14 protein-coding genes are annotated in these 18,918 nt (G+C 44.8%); 2 read left to right on the top strand and 12 right to left on the bottom strand.

All coding sequences use genetic code 11. The features are described 5' to 3' along the window. Positions 1-116 precede the first annotated feature (116 nt). Positions 117-2,942: a two-component regulator propeller domain-containing protein gene (locus CFT61_RS08390; protein ID WP_089543994.1), complete on the bottom strand. Its 2,826-nt coding sequence runs from the start codon at positions 2,940-2,942 to the stop codon at positions 117-119. A 171-nt stretch (positions 2,943-3,113) separates the two neighbouring features. Then, positions 3,114-4,916, bottom strand: coding sequence for a translational GTPase TypA (gene typA / locus CFT61_RS08395; RefSeq protein ID WP_089543995.1), 1,803 nt, complete (start codon positions 4,914-4,916; stop codon positions 3,114-3,116). A gap of 179 nt (positions 4,917-5,095) precedes the next feature. Between typA and rpsO the strand changes: the two genes are divergently transcribed. Beyond that, positions 5,096-5,365 carry a 30S ribosomal protein S15 gene (gene rpsO, locus CFT61_RS08400; protein WP_022122065.1) on the top strand — a complete coding sequence of 90 codons (270 nt, stop codon included), beginning with the start codon at positions 5,096-5,098 and terminating at the stop codon, positions 5,363-5,365. A 99-nt stretch (positions 5,366-5,464) separates the two neighbouring features. Here rpsO and CFT61_RS08405 read toward each other — a convergent pair whose 3' ends face one another. Then, the gene (locus CFT61_RS08405) at positions 5,465-6,379 is read right to left on the bottom strand and encodes a hypothetical protein (protein ID WP_089543996.1); all 915 of its coding nucleotides are present in this window, start codon (positions 6,377-6,379) and stop codon (positions 5,465-5,467) included. A 379-nt stretch (positions 6,380-6,758) separates the two neighbouring features. Between CFT61_RS08405 and CFT61_RS08410 the strand changes: the two genes are divergently transcribed. Next, the gene (locus tag CFT61_RS08410) at positions 6,759-8,339 is read left to right on the top strand and encodes an ATP-binding protein (protein WP_089543997.1); all 1,581 of its coding nucleotides are present in this window, start codon (positions 6,759-6,761) and stop codon (positions 8,337-8,339) included. A 122-nt stretch (positions 8,340-8,461) separates the two neighbouring features. Here CFT61_RS08410 and folK read toward each other — a convergent pair whose 3' ends face one another. The 9 genes from folK to CFT61_RS08455 form a co-directional block, all read right to left on the bottom strand. Next, positions 8,462-8,866 (bottom strand): 2-amino-4-hydroxy-6-hydroxymethyldihydropteridine diphosphokinase, encoded by a 405-nt coding sequence (gene folK, locus CFT61_RS08415; RefSeq protein WP_089543998.1) that lies wholly within the window; start codon positions 8,864-8,866, stop codon positions 8,462-8,464. A gap of 95 nt (positions 8,867-8,961) precedes the next feature. Beyond that, positions 8,962-10,146 (bottom strand): tRNA preQ1(34) S-adenosylmethionine ribosyltransferase-isomerase QueA, encoded by a 1,185-nt coding sequence (gene queA / locus CFT61_RS08420; protein ID WP_089543999.1) that lies wholly within the window; start codon positions 10,144-10,146, stop codon positions 8,962-8,964. Between the two features lie 62 nt (positions 10,147-10,208). Continuing rightward, positions 10,209-10,922 carry a tRNA pseudouridine(55) synthase TruB gene (truB, locus tag CFT61_RS08425; RefSeq protein WP_089544000.1) on the bottom strand — a complete coding sequence of 238 codons (714 nt, stop codon included), beginning with the start codon at positions 10,920-10,922 and terminating at the stop codon, positions 10,209-10,211. A 9-nt stretch (positions 10,923-10,931) separates the two neighbouring features. Beyond that, positions 10,932-11,777, bottom strand: a complete 846-nt coding sequence (locus CFT61_RS08430) for an undecaprenyl-diphosphate phosphatase (protein WP_089544001.1) — start codon at positions 11,775-11,777, stop codon at positions 10,932-10,934. A gap of 32 nt (positions 11,778-11,809) precedes the next feature. After that, a complete protein-coding gene (locus CFT61_RS08435) occupies positions 11,810-12,037 on the bottom strand; it encodes a DUF3098 domain-containing protein (RefSeq protein ID WP_089544002.1) in 228 nt (75 codons plus the stop codon). A gap of 57 nt (positions 12,038-12,094) precedes the next feature. After that, the gene (locus CFT61_RS08440; protein WP_089544003.1) at positions 12,095-12,973 is read right to left on the bottom strand and encodes a cell division protein FtsX; all 879 of its coding nucleotides are present in this window, start codon (positions 12,971-12,973) and stop codon (positions 12,095-12,097) included. A gap of 430 nt (positions 12,974-13,403) precedes the next feature. Continuing rightward, positions 13,404-14,186: an acyl-ACP--UDP-N-acetylglucosamine O-acyltransferase gene (gene lpxA / locus CFT61_RS08445; RefSeq protein WP_089544004.1), complete on the bottom strand. Its 783-nt coding sequence runs from the start codon at positions 14,184-14,186 to the stop codon at positions 13,404-13,406. 30 nt (positions 14,187-14,216) lie between these two features. Next, positions 14,217-15,611 (bottom strand): efflux transporter outer membrane subunit, encoded by a 1,395-nt coding sequence (locus tag CFT61_RS08450; protein WP_089544005.1) that lies wholly within the window; start codon positions 15,609-15,611, stop codon positions 14,217-14,219. Between the two features lie 27 nt (positions 15,612-15,638). Then, entirely contained in the window at positions 15,639-18,905 is a 3,267-nt protein-coding gene (locus tag CFT61_RS08455; RefSeq protein WP_089544006.1) for an efflux RND transporter permease subunit, read from the bottom strand. Positions 18,906-18,918: the final 13 nt, after the last annotated feature.

Consider the following 18,918-nt stretch of genomic DNA (forward strand, 5'->3'; position numbering starts at 1 on the left):
CGAGTGCAAAATAAGGAAAAAGAAAAAAGAAATAGGGATCCTTTTTGTATCATCGAGGGCTATTTCTAGCTCTATGACACAAAAAGAACCCCTATTGAAGCAATTGAATACCCTATTTAGTTCTGTTTTAAATATTCAGATGGTGTTTGTCCCATTTCATCCTTAAAACATTTCGTAAAATATTTAGGATTTGTAAAACCTAAAGAGTAAGCTATTTCAGAAATAGACAGTTTATGCTGTCCCAACATTGTACATGCTTTTTTCATTTTTACGTTTCGAATAAAATCCAAAGGCGACATTCCTGATATCGCTTTAATCTTTCGATATAAAGTAGAACGAGAAAGCAACAGGTCATGTGCTAACTGTTCCTGACCATATCCAGAATCGTCAATATGCTTTTCTATCAAGTTCATCACATTCTTTACAAAAGCTTTATCTGCCTCAGACATTTCAGGCATCTGCTGCTTTAAATGACTCTCCTCTATCAACCGTTCTACTCTTGCCTGATTATGATAATGGCGCAAAGCTGAAAGACTAGCCCGGCGACGCACAAAATGGACTATGAAATATATACCAACTAGTGCCAATAGGACATAAATGACAAAAGCCGTCGTAGTTTCATAAAAGGCTGGTCTGCGCACAAGAAGCATAATTTTTTCTGCATCGGTCCAGGAGCCATCAGCTTTCTGCCACCTCACCATAAAACGATGCTTACCAGAAGGAAGACTGCTATAAAAAACAAAACTATTTTTCATATCAAGATTCATCCAATCAGGATCTACCCCTTCCAATTTGTATTGCACATTTTCAATCCTACCAGGAGCATAAAGTAAAGATGCCACACATATTTTTATATTTCTACTATCTGCAGGTAAATATATAATACCCTCATGGCTATCTTCGTCCGGATTATCAAACATCATACTCATATCATTTAAGAGAACATCAGATACACGGAAACCAAAGTTATGAGGTAGTTCTTGTTTATCAGGATCATGCTTGATATGTACAAATCCATTATGTCCCCCCGCAAAGACACCTCCATTCAAATCTGGACAAAGAGCTGAACCACGAAAAGCTTTCACAGCAATATTCTCGCTATTGGCTTCATAACTCGTTTCTCTGAGAGTATGGATATCAATACTCAATAGCTTTTTATTAGTCAATATCCAAATTTTATTTCCAGAAGACTGTATAGACAAAAGAGCACCATCGGATAAATGGCTATAATTCTGACTATGAAACTTCGTTTTGGAAACATCACTTTTAACCAATCTGCTCAAAGAAGTAGTTACCCATAATGCACCTAACTTATCTACACATAGATGTTCTGGCAATTCACCTACAGACAAAACTTTCATATTTCCTACGGTTCTTGAAACAATACTATGACCATCGAAAGAATACCGATAGATATTATTCCCTTTTACACCCCAAACGCTACCCTTATTATCCACCGTAAACGCATCAGGACGAAGAATATCCTTGCCTGATGTATAAACAGCTGCAGCATGAGGCTTACGAACATATAAATTCGTTGAAGTAAGAATCCATAAATTGCCATTTTTATCTTCATTCATATCTACAATCTCACCAGGATTTGCCAATACAGCATTCATTTGAACATCCTCTCCCAATTGAATCGCATGAGACTTTCTTACAGCCTTGACTAGGCGATTTTGATTACGTAGTTTCAACCACATTCCACCTGTATGAGAACGCTTCATCAAAGAAACCTCTCCCAAACCAAGAGTACTTCCGGATGTCATAGTTCCATTCTTTAAATCATAGAGCAATACCCCATAACGATCTTGTCCCATCCATAGCATATCAGCTCCATCATAACCGAGATTAACAATATTAGCATCATGCTGAAGCGTCTCCTTCAGATTAGGTAATGTATAACTCACAGCTCCAGAATGATCAAAGTAAATTGTATATCCCATATCATATGAACCCAACCAAAGATTTCCTTCACGATCTTTCAATATCATAGTGAACATCTTATGAGAATCTATAATTCCGGATATATCAACTGGTACCAATTTACCTTTCTGGTATTTCATTGCGTGTAACTCATCGTAAGAAAGCATCCATAAATAGCCTAACTGATCATCCTGAGCCATACTAAAGAAAATCTTATCTTCTGCATTCGTACCGGAGATTTTTACTATCTGTCGCTGATAACATGTAGAGTCGGACGCCTTAGGATTAAAAAGCCACAATCCATCACCCCAAGTACCAATCCAATAATGTCCCTGCTTGTCCTGTAACATTGTATAGGGAGTAGCACCTTGAGGCATTGGGGGATATTTTATAAAGGAATTACGTATCTTATCATAAGCAAACAATCCACAATAGGTCATTGCCCAAAGGCGATTATCACGATCCACATACAATTGGCGGAAACCTATATCATGGGAATCTTTTTGCAAACCATAAGCAACAACCTGTTTCCCATCTGGGGAACAACGAAAAACATGATTGCCTGCAGCTACCCAAACTTCTTCTGTAGAGGGATTGGTGACAATATCCGTAATTGCTAAATCTTTTATTTTTTTATCTAGTATCTTCGTTGTCTTCCAAGTCTGCTTATCGTATAAAGTAATTCCTACACCAGTAGCTATCCACACATAACGATCATTATCTGTAATATATACAACACGGTTATCAGACAATAAATCTGGATGTTTATAATTAGATCTAAATGTATGTAAACGATAACCATCATACCTAGCCAAACCTGATGTCATACCAAACCACAAGTATCCAGTTCGATCTTGATAGATATCAAAGACCTCATTAGAATACAACTGATAGAAAAAAGGAATAGGACGTGCCACCATATGCTGAGCTTTTACATCATTATAAGTGCAAAAGCTAATACATATAAAAATACACCTTATTATATAAATAACATCTAGTTTTTTATTTTTTGCCATAAGTAAGTTATTCTTTAAAATGACCGTTAATTACATTAAGACAATACAAAGATAGACTTTCATGACCTATATCATACCCATATAGAATATAAAGAATCCCCTGCCAATCGAATACCTAAGTAATCGACTAGAGGGGAATTCTCACGGATCCATTTATATATAAGCTATAGCTTAATCCTTATTACTACGCTTGCGCTCCAAGTGATCGAGAATCACCTTGCGCATACGCATACTCTTAGGAGTTACCTCTACGTACTCATCCTCGCGAATGTACTCCAGGCACTCCTCAAGGCTCATCACGGTCTTAGGAATCACGCGAGCCTTGTCGTCAGAACCAGAAGCACGGACGTTGGTCAACTGCTTTGCCTTGGTTACATTAACCACCAAGTCGTTGTCGTGAACATGCTCACCAACAACCTCGCCGCCGTAAACCTCCTCACCTGGGTCGATGAAGAACTTACCGCGATCCTGCAGCTTATCGATGGCGTAAGCATAGGCAGTACCTGTCTCCAGCGCAATCATGCTACCGTTGGAACGGCGGATAATCTCGCCCTTGTATGGCTGATACTCCTTGAAGCGGTGAGCCATGATAGCCTCACCCTGAGAAGCAGTGAGCACATTGGTACGAAGACCGATGATACCACGTGAAGGAATATCGAACTCGATATCCACACGCTCGCCCATGTTCAGCATAGAAGTCATATCACCCTTACGACGGGTAACCATATCAATCATCTTAGAAGCGAACTCCTCAGGTACGTTGATGGTCAACTCCTCGATAGGCTCGCACTTCACGCCGTCAATCTCCTTGTAGATAACCTGTGGCTGACCTACCTGAAGCTCATAGCCCTCACGACGCATGGTCTCAATGAGCACAGAGAGATGGAGCACACCACGACCAGAAACAATCCACTTATCAGTGGTATCCTCGTAAGGCTGAACACGAAGAGCGAGGTTCTTCTCCAACTCCTTGTTCAAGCGCTCCTGAATGTGGCGTGATGTACAGAACTTACCCTCCTTACCGAAGAAAGGAGAATCGTTGATGGTGAAGAGCATACTCATGGTAGGCTCATCTACAGCGATTGGAGGAAGTGGCTCTGGGTTCTCGTAGTCGCAGATGGTATCACCAATCTCGAACTTCTCCAAACCGACAACGGCACAGATGTCGCCAGAATCCACATGGTCTGTCTTCTTATGACCCATACCCTCGAAGGTATGGAGTTCCTTGATCTTGGTCTTCTCCTGAGTTCCGTCACGATGGCAGATTGTTACGTTCATACCATCCTTCAAAGTACCACGGTGTACACGACCTACGGCGATACGACCGGTGTAAGAGCTATAATCAAGAGATGTGATCAAGAGCTGAGGAGTACCCTCCAACTGCTTAGGAGCAGGGATAATCTCCACAATCTTGTCGAGCAGATAGTCAATGTTGTCTGTTGGCTTGTTGTAGTCCTCGCTCATCCAGCCATTCTTTGCCGAACCGTAAACCACAGTAAAGTCAAGCTGTTCCTCAGTAGCATCGAGGTCGCACATCAGGTCGAACACCATCTCGTACACCTCTTCAGGGCGACAGTTAGGCTTATCTACCTTATTAACCACAACGATAGGCTTCAGTCCGAGCTGCAAAGCCTTCTGCAGCACGAAACGAGTCTGAGGCATCGGACCCTCGAAAGCATCGACGAGGAGGAGGCATCCGTCTGCCATGTTGAGCACGCGCTCAACCTCACCACCGAAGTCAGAGTGTCCTGGAGTATCGAGAATATTAATCTTTGTACCTTTCCAATTGATAGACACATTCTTTGAAAGAATGGTTATACCACGCTCGCGCTCCAAGTCGTTGGAATCGAGCACTTCGCCGCTGTTATCCTGGCCGTCACGGAACAGCTTACCGGCGAGCATCATCTTGTCAACCAAGGTAGTTTTACCATGGTCAACGTGTGCAATAACTGCAATGTTTCTAATGTCTTGCATTTCGTTTACCTTAAATACTTAATGAATTTGGGTGCAAAATTACAAAAAAATCCCGAAAAATTTGCATAATTCACTGAAAAGTTGTACCTTTGCACCGCATTTTAATGGAAACCACCGTGAGGAAGGTCCTAATGTGCATAACATTCATTCATAATAATTAAATTTTAAGTATCACAGCTATGTATTTAGACAAAGCAAAAAAAGAAGAGATCTTTAGCAAGTACGGAAAGTCTAACTCTGATACTGGTTCAGCTGAGAGCCAGATAGCATTGTTCTCATACCGTATTGCTCATTTGACGGAGCACGTTAAGAAGAACCGTAAAGATTATACTACAACACGTGCGTTGACACAGCTTGTAGGAAAGCGTCGTGCATTGCTCGATTACTTGTATGATCGCGACATCAATCGCTATCGTGCTATCATCAAGGCCCTCGGTCTTCGTAAGTAATCAGCGAAAGCAGACACATTGCTTAACAGAATTAAAAATCCCATCGCTCGCAAGAACGATGGGATTTTTCTTTTTATATCAACTTATTAAGATTGCTACTTACTGCGCTGAGATTGGCAAATTGCGGAACTCTACATACTGAGGGGTCTCGCCATTAGACTTGTACTTGAACGGGATCTTGACAACGCTGAACTCGGTGGCACTGGTGCTGACATTCTTGATGACAAACGTAGCCTTCATCGGGATACCAGCGAGCAAGGTATACCAATTATAGCCTAACCATCGATTCTTGCCCAAGAGGGTTGTTTCCTGATCACACTCATAAGCATCGCCACCATCATCATATACAGTAGGAGTATCGCCATAAGCTGAAATTTCATACTCCTTGTTGCCGATATTCTTGAATGTAGCAGTGATTACCACATTCCTGCCCTGACGAACACACTTCAAGAAATTGAACTGCAACTCAGGCAATGAGCAGGTAACCAAATCGGAATTGGTATTCTTGACATCTGCCACTACCTGGGTAGGCAACTTAACAGCAAACTCCACATCATTAGCCTTACCCTTGACAAGAGTAGAATTAATCTGCTTAATGGTGCGATCTACATCCTCTATCACCATAATACCCTTGACAGGAACATTAGGAGGAAGCATCTTATCAGAATAGTGACCTAACTTATCGCCACCCAAATAGAAGTGCATCTGATGTTTGACATTCTTGCTATCAAAAGCACAAGAACCGTCATCAAATGCATTGAAGTACATTTTGAGTTCACTGGAAGTGGTATTGGTTATCACGAAGTTGATATGGACATCGTTGCCATTAGCTACGCAACTGGTATATTTTACAGTACACCCAGGGATAGAGCCAGACGCCTTGCTGGTAGTCTTCTGGTCATTAGCAAGCACGTTTTCTGCCACTTTGCCCAATTTCTTGAGCCACTTCTGTGCATGGATTTGCTGTACGCTCAACAGAGAGAGCAGCAATGCGAAAATGATGGATTTCTTCATAATTGTATCGGTTTATGTTATTAATTAAATAATTGTCAGTTCGTTCCTAGAAAGAGCCTTTATCCTTAGAAAAAGAGAAAGACGCCTTTACTAATTCTTGCTTGCAAAGATAGGGAATTAAGCAATAACTTCCAAGCTTTTTGCCTAGAAAAGTAAAGGTACCAATGCGTAAATAGGCAATTTTATATCATTTGACGCTGATTTTTACGGAATGACACACACCACCATCTGTCTTTATCCTTAAGAAGTAGCAACCGAACGATGGGATTTTTCATTTTCTACTCTTATTTCGGCTTTCATTTTATTTTTTCTCCGCTTTTATATCGCCATTTCATTTTTTATTGCTAACTTTGCAACATATATATAATAAGGTGTAATTATGACTAGAGGAAAGTTGCCATTAGGAATACAGAATTTCGAAGAACTGCGCAAGGGTGGTTACCTTTACGCAGACAAGACAGATATGGTTTGGCAAATCGCCAATGGTGACAAGTATAACTTTCTAAGTCGCCCACGACGCTTCGGTAAATCGCTTCTGGTATCCACACTCCAATGCTACTTCGAAGGCAAGAAAGAACTTTTCGAAGGACTTAAGATCATGGAACTGGAGAAAGATTGGATCAAGCGCCCTGTCATCCATTTCAGCATGAACCTTGGAGGTTCTGATGCAGAATCATTATACCATTATCTGGATGATACATTAACCAAATATGAAGAAATCTACGGCAAACGCGCCACAGAAGCTACGCTCAGCAACCGTTTTACCGGTATCATAGAAAGAGCTTACCAACAATCGGGAGAGCAAGTTGCCGTATTGGTAGATGAATATGATGCACCCTTACAGCACTCCTATCTGACAGATAGACACGAAAAATGCCGCAATCTCTATCGTGACTTCTTCACAGGTCTAAAAGACTACGGCTATTGCATCAAGTGTGTCTTCCTTACAGGAATCACCAAGTTTACGCAAATTAGTCTGTTCAGCGTTCTCAACACATTAAGCAATATCAGCTTTTACAACTGCTATGCTACCATCTGCGGATTAACGAAAGAAGAGATCTTGGAAAATCTGAAAGATGAAATCCAGGTATTAGCTGTCCAAAAGAAGTGGGATATCGACCAGACCATGCATGAACTGAAAGATATGTATGATGGTTATCATTTCTCAGAAAGTCTGCAGGGTGTTTACAATCCGTTCAGTGTCATCAGTGCCTTAAAAGAACGTCGTCTGAGACCCTATTGGATTGCCAGCGGTGCTACAGAAATGCTGCCCAAAATACTCACCAACTTTGAGAAAGATGTAGAAACACTGGACGGCAGCCTCATCGACATGGATTACATCGAAACGGCAGACATCAGCAAAGACAATCCAAAGCTATTTCTTTACCAATCAGGCTATCTGACGATCAAAGGGGTGATTGGAGAAACCTACAGACTGGGATTTCCAAACAGAGAAGTAAAGAAAGCACTTCTAGAGTTGGTTGTTCCCAATATGCTCAACACCGACAAGGAAGAGACAGAGAATGCTATTCAAGACCTGAAGCAGCATTTTATCCTTGGCAATTTAGAGGAGGGCGTAACCTGCCTGAAGCAACTCATCGCCAGCACTCCTTACAGTACTCAGAAGAAAGAACAGTTTGTCTTTGAAGAGCACTTCCGATTCATCATCAAGAACCTCTTCTACATCTGCGGTTTTAACGTTGAAGAAGAAAAGCAGGTAGCTGGTGGACGTATCGACCTCGCCATAGAGACGCCAGAAATCATCTATATCATGGAGCTGAAGATGGCGGACAATGGAGGAGCTCAAGCGGCTGTGGAGCAAATTGCATCCCGCCACTACGCTGACGCTTATGCTGCCAGCAAGAAGAAACGAATCTGCCTGGCTTTGGTATTCGACAAAGAAAACAGAGGATTGATAGATTGGCAAGAAGCAGATAAGCAAATAGCTTTGGATTGCTGATTGACTGGTCACATAACTTAAACAAAAGCAAAATCCCATCGCTCGCAAGAACGATGGGATTTTGCTTTTCCCCAATAGTTATATCTTATATCCGGTATAAAAACCTTTTTATGTGGAATCATCTACAATATCTCCTTCAGAGGAGTCATCACGAAATCGCGTTCTTCCATCAGAGGATGAGGAATCTTGAAATCGGGCTCATCGATGACCAGATTATCTATCATCAGAATGTCGATATCGATGATGCGGTCGTGATATTCTCCATTTACAGACTTCAGGGTTCTGCCCATCTCCTGCTCTATACGCTGGGTAGCCTCCAACACCTGGCGAGGGGCCATGGCGGTGAGAACCAGCACACAGGAATTGATGAAGTCATTGGGAGAAGAATAGCCCCAAGGCTTGGTTTCGTAAAGAGCAGACTGGCGCTCTACCACGCCAATCTGCTCTCCTATTTTATCGATAGCCTCACGAATATTACGCTTCCGGTTGCCCAAATTCGTGCCAAGGCTTAAATATACTTTATACATACTTATTCACACTTTTACGAAAACTGTGGATAACTCAGCTTATCTACTGAATATCAATTATTTCTATATGTACAAAAAACTGTTTATTCCACCATTTAGTCTGGAAGTATCAACAGTGAGTCACCGTAGCAACCAAACATATAGCCATTCTTCACAGCCTTCTTGTATGCCTCATACACCAGGTCGTAACCACCAAAGGCAGCGGTACACATCATCAAGGTTGACTCTGGATGATAGAAGTTGGCAACAGCACAGTCTGCCAATCCGAAATCGTATGGAGGGAAGATAAACTTATTGGTCCATCCATCAAACTCCTTCATCATTCCATCTGTACCTACAGCAGTTTCCGTAGCCTTCATCACGCTGGTACCGATGGCGCATACTCGATGACCTTCCAGCTTGGTCTTATTCACCAGTTCGCAAGCCTCCTTAGAGATAATCATCTGCTCAGAATCCATCTTGTGCTTGGTAAGGTCCTCAACCTCAATCTCGTGGAAGTTGCCCAATCCGCAATGCAGGGTGATGTAAGCCTCGTTGATGCCGTTGATTTCCAATCGCTTCATCAACTCACGAGAGAAATGAAGACCTGTAGCAGGAGCAGTTACGGCACCCTCCTTATCGGCGAATACACACTGGAAGTCGTCCATATCATCCTCTGTAGCGTGATGATCCTCACGGGCATCGATGATATAGCGAGGAAGCGGAGCCTCACCCAATGCAAAGAGCGAACGCTTGAAGACGTCGTGATTGCCATCCTCATCATAGAGGAAACGGAGGGTACGGCCACGGCTGGTGGTATTATCGATAACCTCGGCTACCATCTCGTTGACATCATCAAAGAACAGCTTGTTACCGATACGGATCTTGCGCGCAGGCTCTACCAGCACATCCCAAAGGCGCATCTCGGCATTCAGCTCACGGAGCAGGAACACCTCAATCTTGGCATCAGTCTTCTCCTTGGTACCATAAAGGCGCGCTGGGAATACCTTCGTATCATTGAAGATGAAGGTATCACCCTCTTCGAAATAGTTGACGATATCCTTGAACTGCAGGAATACTGGATTGCCATCAGCATCCACCATATCCTTGCCATTCTCGTCCTTCTTATACATTTCGATGGTTTCAGACTTCTTGTGGAGCACCATGAGCCGAGACTCGTCACGACGGGTAATCTCGAAAGTACGTTCACCACTAGCAGTCTTAACCACACGCTTAGTCTTATGTGGATAAAGTGCCACCTGAGCAGCTGGCAACTTAAAGTTGAATTGTGATAGTTTCATGTGATATTATATCTCCTTTCTTAAGATGATTTACTATTAATGACATTTCTCGAAATTCGAGCCTAGTTATTGGCAAGGCTGTCTTCTATCTCCTGTGCATCGAGCCATTCCTGGAAATGGTCAAAGTCGATGCAGTTCTCTACCGAGAAGCTTCCTGCCTTGGTACGGCGGAGGGCTGTGAGGAAGGCACCGCTATCCAGGGCACGACCGATGTCGCGCGCCAGGGAACGGATGTAAGTACCCTTACCGCAAACCACACGGATGCTTGCCGTCTTCTCCTCATCGTTGTAATCGGTGAGTTCGATCTCATCCACACGCACGGTCTTAGGCTTCAGCTGCACCTCCTCGCCTGCTCTGCGCAGGGCATAAGAGCGGTCACCATTCACCTTCACGGCACTATAGGTAGGCGGGACCTGCTGAATCTCGCCAACAAACTGCTTCAGCACCTCCTCTACCAGCTCACGGGTGATGTGCTCGGTTGGGAAAGTATGGTTTACACTGTGCTCCTTATCGTAGCTTGCCGTGGTAGCACCCAACTGAAGCGTTGCCGTATATTCCTTGGTATGTGTCTGTAATTGCTCTATCTGCTTGGTACATTTACCCGTACAGAGCACCAACACACCCGTAGCAAGGGGATCGAGCGTACCGGCATGTCCTATCTTCACCTTGAAGCCGAGTTTCTTGCTGAGCAGATAGCGAACGTGCGCCAAAGCTCCAAAGCTCGACATGCGATAAGGCTTGTCGATGGCTATAATTTCTCCTTTTCTAAAATCCATATTCTTATTTTAGTCAACCATCTGCATATCTACACCGCAAAGGCCGCAGATGATGATGATGAGTCCTACAACGATACGATACCAGCCGAAAGCTGCGAAACCGTACTTGGTGACATAATTGATGAAAAACTTGATGGCGAGAATGGCAACGATGAATGCTACCACTGAACCCAAGAGTAAGGTTACCAGGTTGTTGCCCTGAGTGAGCAATGAACCGCCACCATGGCTAATCAGCTTATAAACCTCCAGGCAGGTGGCACCAAACATGGTAGGCACAGCCAGGAAGAATGAGAACTCGGCAGCCGCCTTGCGGGTGAGTCGCTGAGACATACCTCCCACAATGGTTGACATGGAACGAGACACACCCGGAATCATCGCAATACACTGGATGAAACCGATGGTCAGGGCACGCTTGTAAGTAAGCTTAGTCTGCTCGCTGCCTTTATTGAAAATCTTATCGCAGAAGAGCATGAATACACCACCAATGACCAGCATCCAGCCCACCAGCTGCACATTGCCAAGGTTTGACTCGATGAAATCATTGAAGGCAAGACCCAATACCACGGCAGGCAGTGTACCAACCACCAGGCGGGCATAGAAATCGAACATCGCCTTCCAATAGGTCTTCTCTCCTGTCTTCACTGCATCCGGATAGAAGAATCTCTTCCAATACAGGCAGATGACAGAAAGAATGGCACCAAACTGGATGATGACAGTGAAGGCGTTGACAAACTTATCCTGGATATCTACACCCAATAAGTTTTCGGCAATAATCATGTGACCTGTACTAGACACTGGCAAGAACTCGGTCAATCCCTCTACGATAGAGATAATGATAGTCTGAATAAAATCCATCTAATTTAAATATGTATATTAACAATAAACTCTTAATTGTCTTTCGGCTTGCGTATAACCGCATAGATGATAGAGAGGAAACCAATCAGGGTAACGGTTGGTGCCACTACAATACGGCGAGTACTGAAAATATCAGCATCGAAAGAGTGCTCGTTAGAGCCAGCGCCGCTCATCAGGAGGAAACCGATGATAACAATTGCCATACCAATTGCCAACAAGATGAAGTTCATCTTGTCAAATGCTAAATTCTTCTTATCCATTATATATAATGTTTAATGTGTAATGTTAATGTTTACTTTACAGAAGTTTACTCCTGATCAAATCTTGTAGAGGTCTCCCGCCTTCATCTTGAGGAACTTGTTCACCGAGATATTGGCACAGAGAGCCGTAATGATGATACCGAAGAGGAATACCGAACCGCCCGTGATGGCAAGCTCCTGCCAGCCGAGCACATTGACCAGTTCCGGCTCGTGAAGCGACCAGGCATAGAGGCATCCACCGAGGAAACCATCGGCAAGCAAAGCCGCAACTACACCCACCAATACAGCCCTCTTGATGAAAGGCTTGCGGATGAAGCCCCAGGATGCACCCACCAGCTTCATGGTATGGATGGAGAATCGGCGGGCATAGATGCCCAGTCTCACCGTATTGTTGATAAGTGAGAACGAGATAAAGGTAAGCAGAGCAGCTACGATAAGAAGGCCGATGCTTATCTTGGTGAGCGAATTGTTCACCTGTTCTATCAGGTCGTGCTGATAACTTACTTCCGTCACGCGCGAGTAGCTTTTCAGCTCCTTGGCTATCCACTTCAGGGAATCATTGTTGGCATAATCAGCCTGTGTCGTGATTTCGATAGATGGCTGGAAAGGATTCACACCGGCAAATTCGCTAGGATTGGTACCCAGATCGTGGGTAGCCTCCTGCAAAGCCTGTTCCTTGGAGATATAGGTCAGACCTTTCACGTAAGGACGTGCCTTCAGGCGCTTACACATCTGCAAGCCCTCAGGATTGGTAACATCCTGCTCCAGCATCACCTGTACCACCAGGTTCTCCTTGACATAGGAAGAGAGGTTTCTTCCCATCAATACGGAAAAGATGACCAATCCCAACAAAACAAGCACCATGGCGGTGCTGATGCATAAAGTAACGACCTGCAATCCACGATGATTGCGAGGCTTATATTGTTTCTTTCTCATGTTCTATTCTATTTATTTCTGACAGAAAAGGGCGTAATTACCCAAATTGTTTGCAAAGATACACATAAACGAAGAGATAACAAAATAAAATTGCATTTATTTGCATTTATTCAATTAATTATTAAGGGAAGAGAAGATATTACTACCATTAATAGAATCTGTTACTACCATTAATAGAATTTGTTGCCAAGCCTAATAGAAATCTTCGTTCACAAGTTTTGAATCTCCGTTCAAAAGTACCGAACATACATTCAAAAGTACTGAATGTGCGTTCAAAACTTATGAACGGAGATTTCATACCATACACACATAAAAAGGGCCGACCTCACGGCCAGCCCTTTCAAGATACTGAGTAAAATTCAAATAGGTATGACTTGAATTTTAACTAAACATAATAGTAAACGAAGGGATTAAACCCTTCCAATCAAAACTACATCTTAGTGATGACACCCTTCTGAGAACTCTCCAGGAACTGGATGATGTTCTGAATCTCCGGACCATCAGGCACCTGATCCTTGATCTGGTTGATGGCATCGAAGAGGGATGTCTGACCATGGAATACCAGTCGGTAGGCATTCGCAATATGCTTGCGAACCTTCTCGGTAACCTCGGCAGCCTCCATGATGATGGTGTTAGGACCTGCATACTTCACAGGCTTTCCACCGGCAATGATATAAGGAGGAATATCCTTAGAGAAGGTGGTACCTGCCTGAATCATCGCCAGGTCGCCTACTCGGGTCTTGGCATTCTCTACTACGGATGTTGAGTAGATGATACCGTTACCAATCACGCAGTCGCCTGCAATCTTGGTACCATAACCGAATACGCAACCGTTGCCGATTACGGTATCGTGAGAGATATGGGCACCTTCCATCAGGAAGTTGTTGTTGCCCAGAACAGTCTTGCCATCCTTGTGTGTACCACGGTTGATAACCACGTTCTCACGGATGGTATTGTTGTCGCCAATCACTACCTCACTCTCCTCACCGGTAAAGTTGAAATCCTGTGGGAGGGCAGCGATAACGGCTGCCTGGAACACCTTATTGTTATTACCCATGCGAGTACCGTTCATGATGCTCACGAAGGGATAGATGATACAGTTGTCGCCGATGACCACATCGTCCTCAATATAGGCGAATGGATAGATCTTGCAGTTGTCTCCAATCTTAGCCTTTGGAGAAACCTCTGCCTTTGGACTTATTATACTAGCCATAACTATAAACTATTAATTATTAACTATAAATTACTTAGCTCCTCCACCCAATGCATAGTAGAGATTAACTACTGCCTGCATCTTGTAGAAGTCATCAGCTACCTTTGAGAGTTGTACGTTGAGCAGTGAAGACTGTGCCTGGATTACCTCAAGGTAAGAACCGCCAGCCTCTGACATCAACTTACGTGTATCCTCCACATTCTTCTCGAGTACGGCGATGCGCTTAGCCTCCACCTTACCCTTCTCGTCAGAATAGTTGTAGAGCACCAGGGCATTGCTCACCTCGCTACCTGCCTTCAGCACGGTATTCTGCCAGGTGTTGTAAGCCTGCTCATACTGCATCTTAGCCACCTTCAATCCAGCAATGATTCTACCATTCTGGAAGATAGGCTGAACCAATGAACCAACAGCAGAAAGCAACCACTTGCCTGGATTCACGATGCCTGCGCCAGCAGAGTTGGTGAATGCACCTGTACCAGAGATAGTGATAGATGGATAGAACTTGCTGCGGGCAGTCTCAATGCCATAGAAGCACTGAGCCAGATTCATCTCGGCTGCGTGAACATCGGCACGGTTGTTGAGCAACTGGATGCCTACGCCGGTAGAGAAGGTAGCAGGAAGATTCTGATTCTCCAGCTTGCCACGGGCAATAGAATGAGCCTGGTCGCCGATGAGAAGACTCAGGGAGTTCTCTGTCTCGCGAATCTGACGCATCAGGTCGGTCTTCTGAGTCAACACTGCATAGTAGTTGCTCTCGGCTGCCTGAACAGAAGTTCCGCGATAACCAAGCTTGGTATCCTTCAGCACCTTCATCATCTCCCAGGTATTCTTGGTCAAACCTTCCATATTGTTAACCAGCTCCACCTGCTTGTCGAGCATCAACAAGGTATAATACATGTTGGCGATGTTGGCGATGAGGTTGGTCTTGACAGACACCTGATAGTCCTTCAACTGGAGCAGCGCCATCTGGGCACTGCGCTTCTGAGAGAGCAGGTTGCCGAAGAGGTCAACCATCCAGCTGGCAGTGACAGGCATGCTGTAAGTCTTGTTGGCAGCCTGACCATCCCAAGAAGAGATAGTTCCCTGAGGAGAGAAGGTCAAAGATGGGACGAAAGCCAACTTGGCACACTTCAACTGCTCTTCAGCCATCTTCACGTTCAAAGCCGCATTGAGAAGGTTGACATTATTGTTCAATCCCTTCTCAATGATCGACTGGAGCTGAGGGTCGGTGAAGACGCTGCGCCAAGGGATGTTGGCAAAGGTAGTAGTATCCTTTACAGCCAAAGTATCTGTATCAGAAGCTACATCGCGAACGATACCGCTGGTCTTCACATCCGGACGCTCATACTTTCCGTAGAGAGTCTTGCAGCTGCTCAAAGAGAGCGCTGCGAGACCCAATATGATGATATTTAAATTCTTTTTCATTGTTTCCTTTGAAGTTACATTGCGTTATTACTTCTTCTCGATACCCTTCTTGTGGTGAGCAGCGTTGGCATACTGCACCAACTCGGCAGCAGCCTCCTCGTTCAACTCATCCTCGAACTTCAATGGAGTCAACTTCTCCTGCAACCACTGGAAGAGTGCGAAGAGAGCAGGAACCACGAAGATCTGACAGATAGTACCAATCAACATACCACCGACTGCGGCAGCACCCAAAGTCTGGTTACCATTCTTACCTACACCAGATGCGAACATCAGAGGCAACAGACCGATAACCATAGCCAGAGAGGTCATCAGGATAGGACGGAGACGGGCACCGGCACCCAGGATAGCAGAGTACTTGATAGCCATACCCGTACGACGACGCTCAAGGGCAAACTGTACAATCAGGATGGCGTTCTTAGCCAACAGACCGATCAACATAATCAACGAAATCTGCATGTAGATATCGTTAGAGTGACCGAAGATATTGGTGAAGATGAACGCACCTGCCAAACCGAATGGGATAGACAATACCACAGACAGAGGCAAGATGTAACTCTCGTACTGGGCACTCAAGATCAGGTAAACGAATACGATACAGAGTGCGAAGATCAAACCTGTAGAGTTGCTTGATTCAGCCTCAGAACGGGTCAAACCAGAGTACTCATAGCCGTAACCCTCTGGCAATGTCTCCTTGGCAACCTCAGCAATCGCCTTCATACCGTCACCGGTAGAGTAACCGCTGTTAGGAGTTACAGAAACATCCATAGAGGTAAACAGGTTGAATCGGGTGATGTTAGCAGGACCATAAATCTTCTTCAAGTTCACGAACTCGCTTACAGGAGACATGGTGCCATCAGAACAACGAACGTAAATCTTGCTCAAATCGTCTGGACGCATACGGCTCTCAGGACCAGCCTGAATCATCACGCGGTAGAGCTTACCGTAGGCATTGAAGTTAGATGCATAGAGACCACCGAGGTAACCCTGCATGACAGACAATACTGAAGATGGAGAGATACCAGCCTGCTTGGTCTTGGCAACATCTACATCCACCATATACTGAGGATAGTTAGGGTTGTACTGAGTCTGAGCGGTCTGAATCTCAGGACGCTTGTTCAACTCAGCCAGGAACTTCTTCACATTATCAAAGAACTTATTCAAGTCACCACCGGTCTTATCCTGCATAGTCATGGTAATACCATTCTGCATAGAGAAACCGGAAATCATAGGTGGAGCGAAGGCAAGAACCTGTGCATCCTTGATGGCAGCAGTCTGCTTGTAGATCATACCCAACACAGAAGTGTATTCCATTGGGTTGACAAACAGCGCCTCGATACCGCCACCTGTACAAGCCTCCTTGATACGGTGGAAGAATCCACCCGGACGCTCCTCGAATGGCTTCAGCTTCACGATGATGGTACCCTGGTTAGAACCGGCACCACCGATAAAGCTATAACCCATGATGGCGTTACGGGTTGCGATGGCTGGGTTGCTAGCCAACATCTTATCTACCTGCTTAACCACCTCTGCTGTACGTTCCTGAGAAGTACCAGGAGCTGTAGAGATACAAGCGAAGATAGTACCGGTATCCTCATCAGGCACCAGACCCGTCTTGGTAGTACCCATCAGGGCAACCAGACCTACGATACTGACAGCTACCAAGCTACCAGCGATGATGCCATGGTTGATAACCCACTTGACACCACCCTTATACTTATTGGTAATCTTATCAAACTGATAGTTGAATCCAGCGTGGAATCGGTCCACGAAAGACATCTTCTTCTCATGACCCTCCTCGTGTGGCTTCAGCAACACGGCACAGAGTGCAGGAGACAGAGTCAACGCATTGATAGCCGAAATAACGATAGATACCGCCATGGTTACACCGAACTCACGGTAGAAGTAACCGGAAGTACCACCGATGAATGATACAGGAACGAACACGGCAGACATCACCAATGTAATAGAGATGATGGCGCTGGAAATTTCGTTCATCGCATCGATAGCTGCAGTAAGGGCACTCTTGTAACCCTGGTCGAGCTTGGCGTGAACCGCCTCGACCACCACAATGGCATCATCGACCACAATCGCAATCGCCAGCAGCAGGGCTGACAGCGTAAGCAGGTTGATGGAGAATCCGAAGATCCAGAGGAAGAGGAACGTACCGATCAAAGCCACAGGTACCGCAATCATAGGAATCAGCGTAGAACGGAAGTCCTGCAAGAAGATATACACTACGATGAATACCAATACCAGGGTGATGATCAAGGTGAAGATAACCTCCTCGATAGATGCGAACAAGAACTCGGTAACATCCATCAGGATGACATTCTTCAACCCTGGAGGATAACTCTTCTCCAATTCATCAAGCGTTTTCTTCACGTCGCTGGCAATCTGGGTAGCGTTGGAACCGGCAATCTGCTGAACCATACCCATCACGGCAGGCTGACCATCATTGAGCAGGTTTACGTTATACTGCAAACCACCCAGCTCAACCTTGGCAATTTCGCCCAGACGGAGAGTCTGACCGGAAGTATTGCTCTTGATGAGGATGTTCTCATACTCCAATGGAGTCTTCAAACGACCCTTGTAACGCAAGGTATATTCATACTGCATATCAGAGCTTTCACCAAAGCTACCAGGGGCAGCCTCAATATTCTGCTCTGCCAAAGCCTGAGAAACATCAGAAGGAACCAGTCCGAACTCCTTCATCTTCTCTGGCTTCAACCAGATACGCATAGAGTAGTTACGGGTAGAAGGGCTCTGCACATCACCCACACCATTGATACGCTTCAACTGAGGAATGACGTTGATCAGGGCGTAGTTAGTAACAAACTGGTCGTCGTAACGGCCATCGTCTGTAGTCAGAGCGAACATGATGACGTTGGAACTCTGTCGCTTGGTTACAGTGACACCCACCTTGGTAACCTCGGCAGGCAACAGAGACTGAGCCTGAGACACACGGTTCTGTACGTTGACCGCAGCCATATCAGGGTCAGAACCCTGCTTGAAGTAAACGGTGATCTGAGCAAAACCAGAGTTAGACGCGGAAGAGGTCATATAAGTCATGTTCTCCACACCGTTGATACTCTCCTCCAGCGGAGCAACGACAGAGTTCAACACCGTCTGGGCATCTGCACCCGTATAGGTAGCAGTTACCGTGATGGTAGGCGGCGCGATATTCGGATACTGCTCGATAGGCAGCGATACCAAGCCGATAATACCCAGCAAGACGAAGAAGATGGAAACCACCGTCGAAAGTACCGGGCGCTTTATAAAGTTTGTAAATGACATAATTTACTATTTT

Origin of the sequence: Segatella copri, assembly GCF_002224675.1 — a bacterium.
Classification (GTDB): Bacteria; Bacteroidota; Bacteroidia; order Bacteroidales; family Bacteroidaceae; genus Prevotella; species Prevotella copri_U.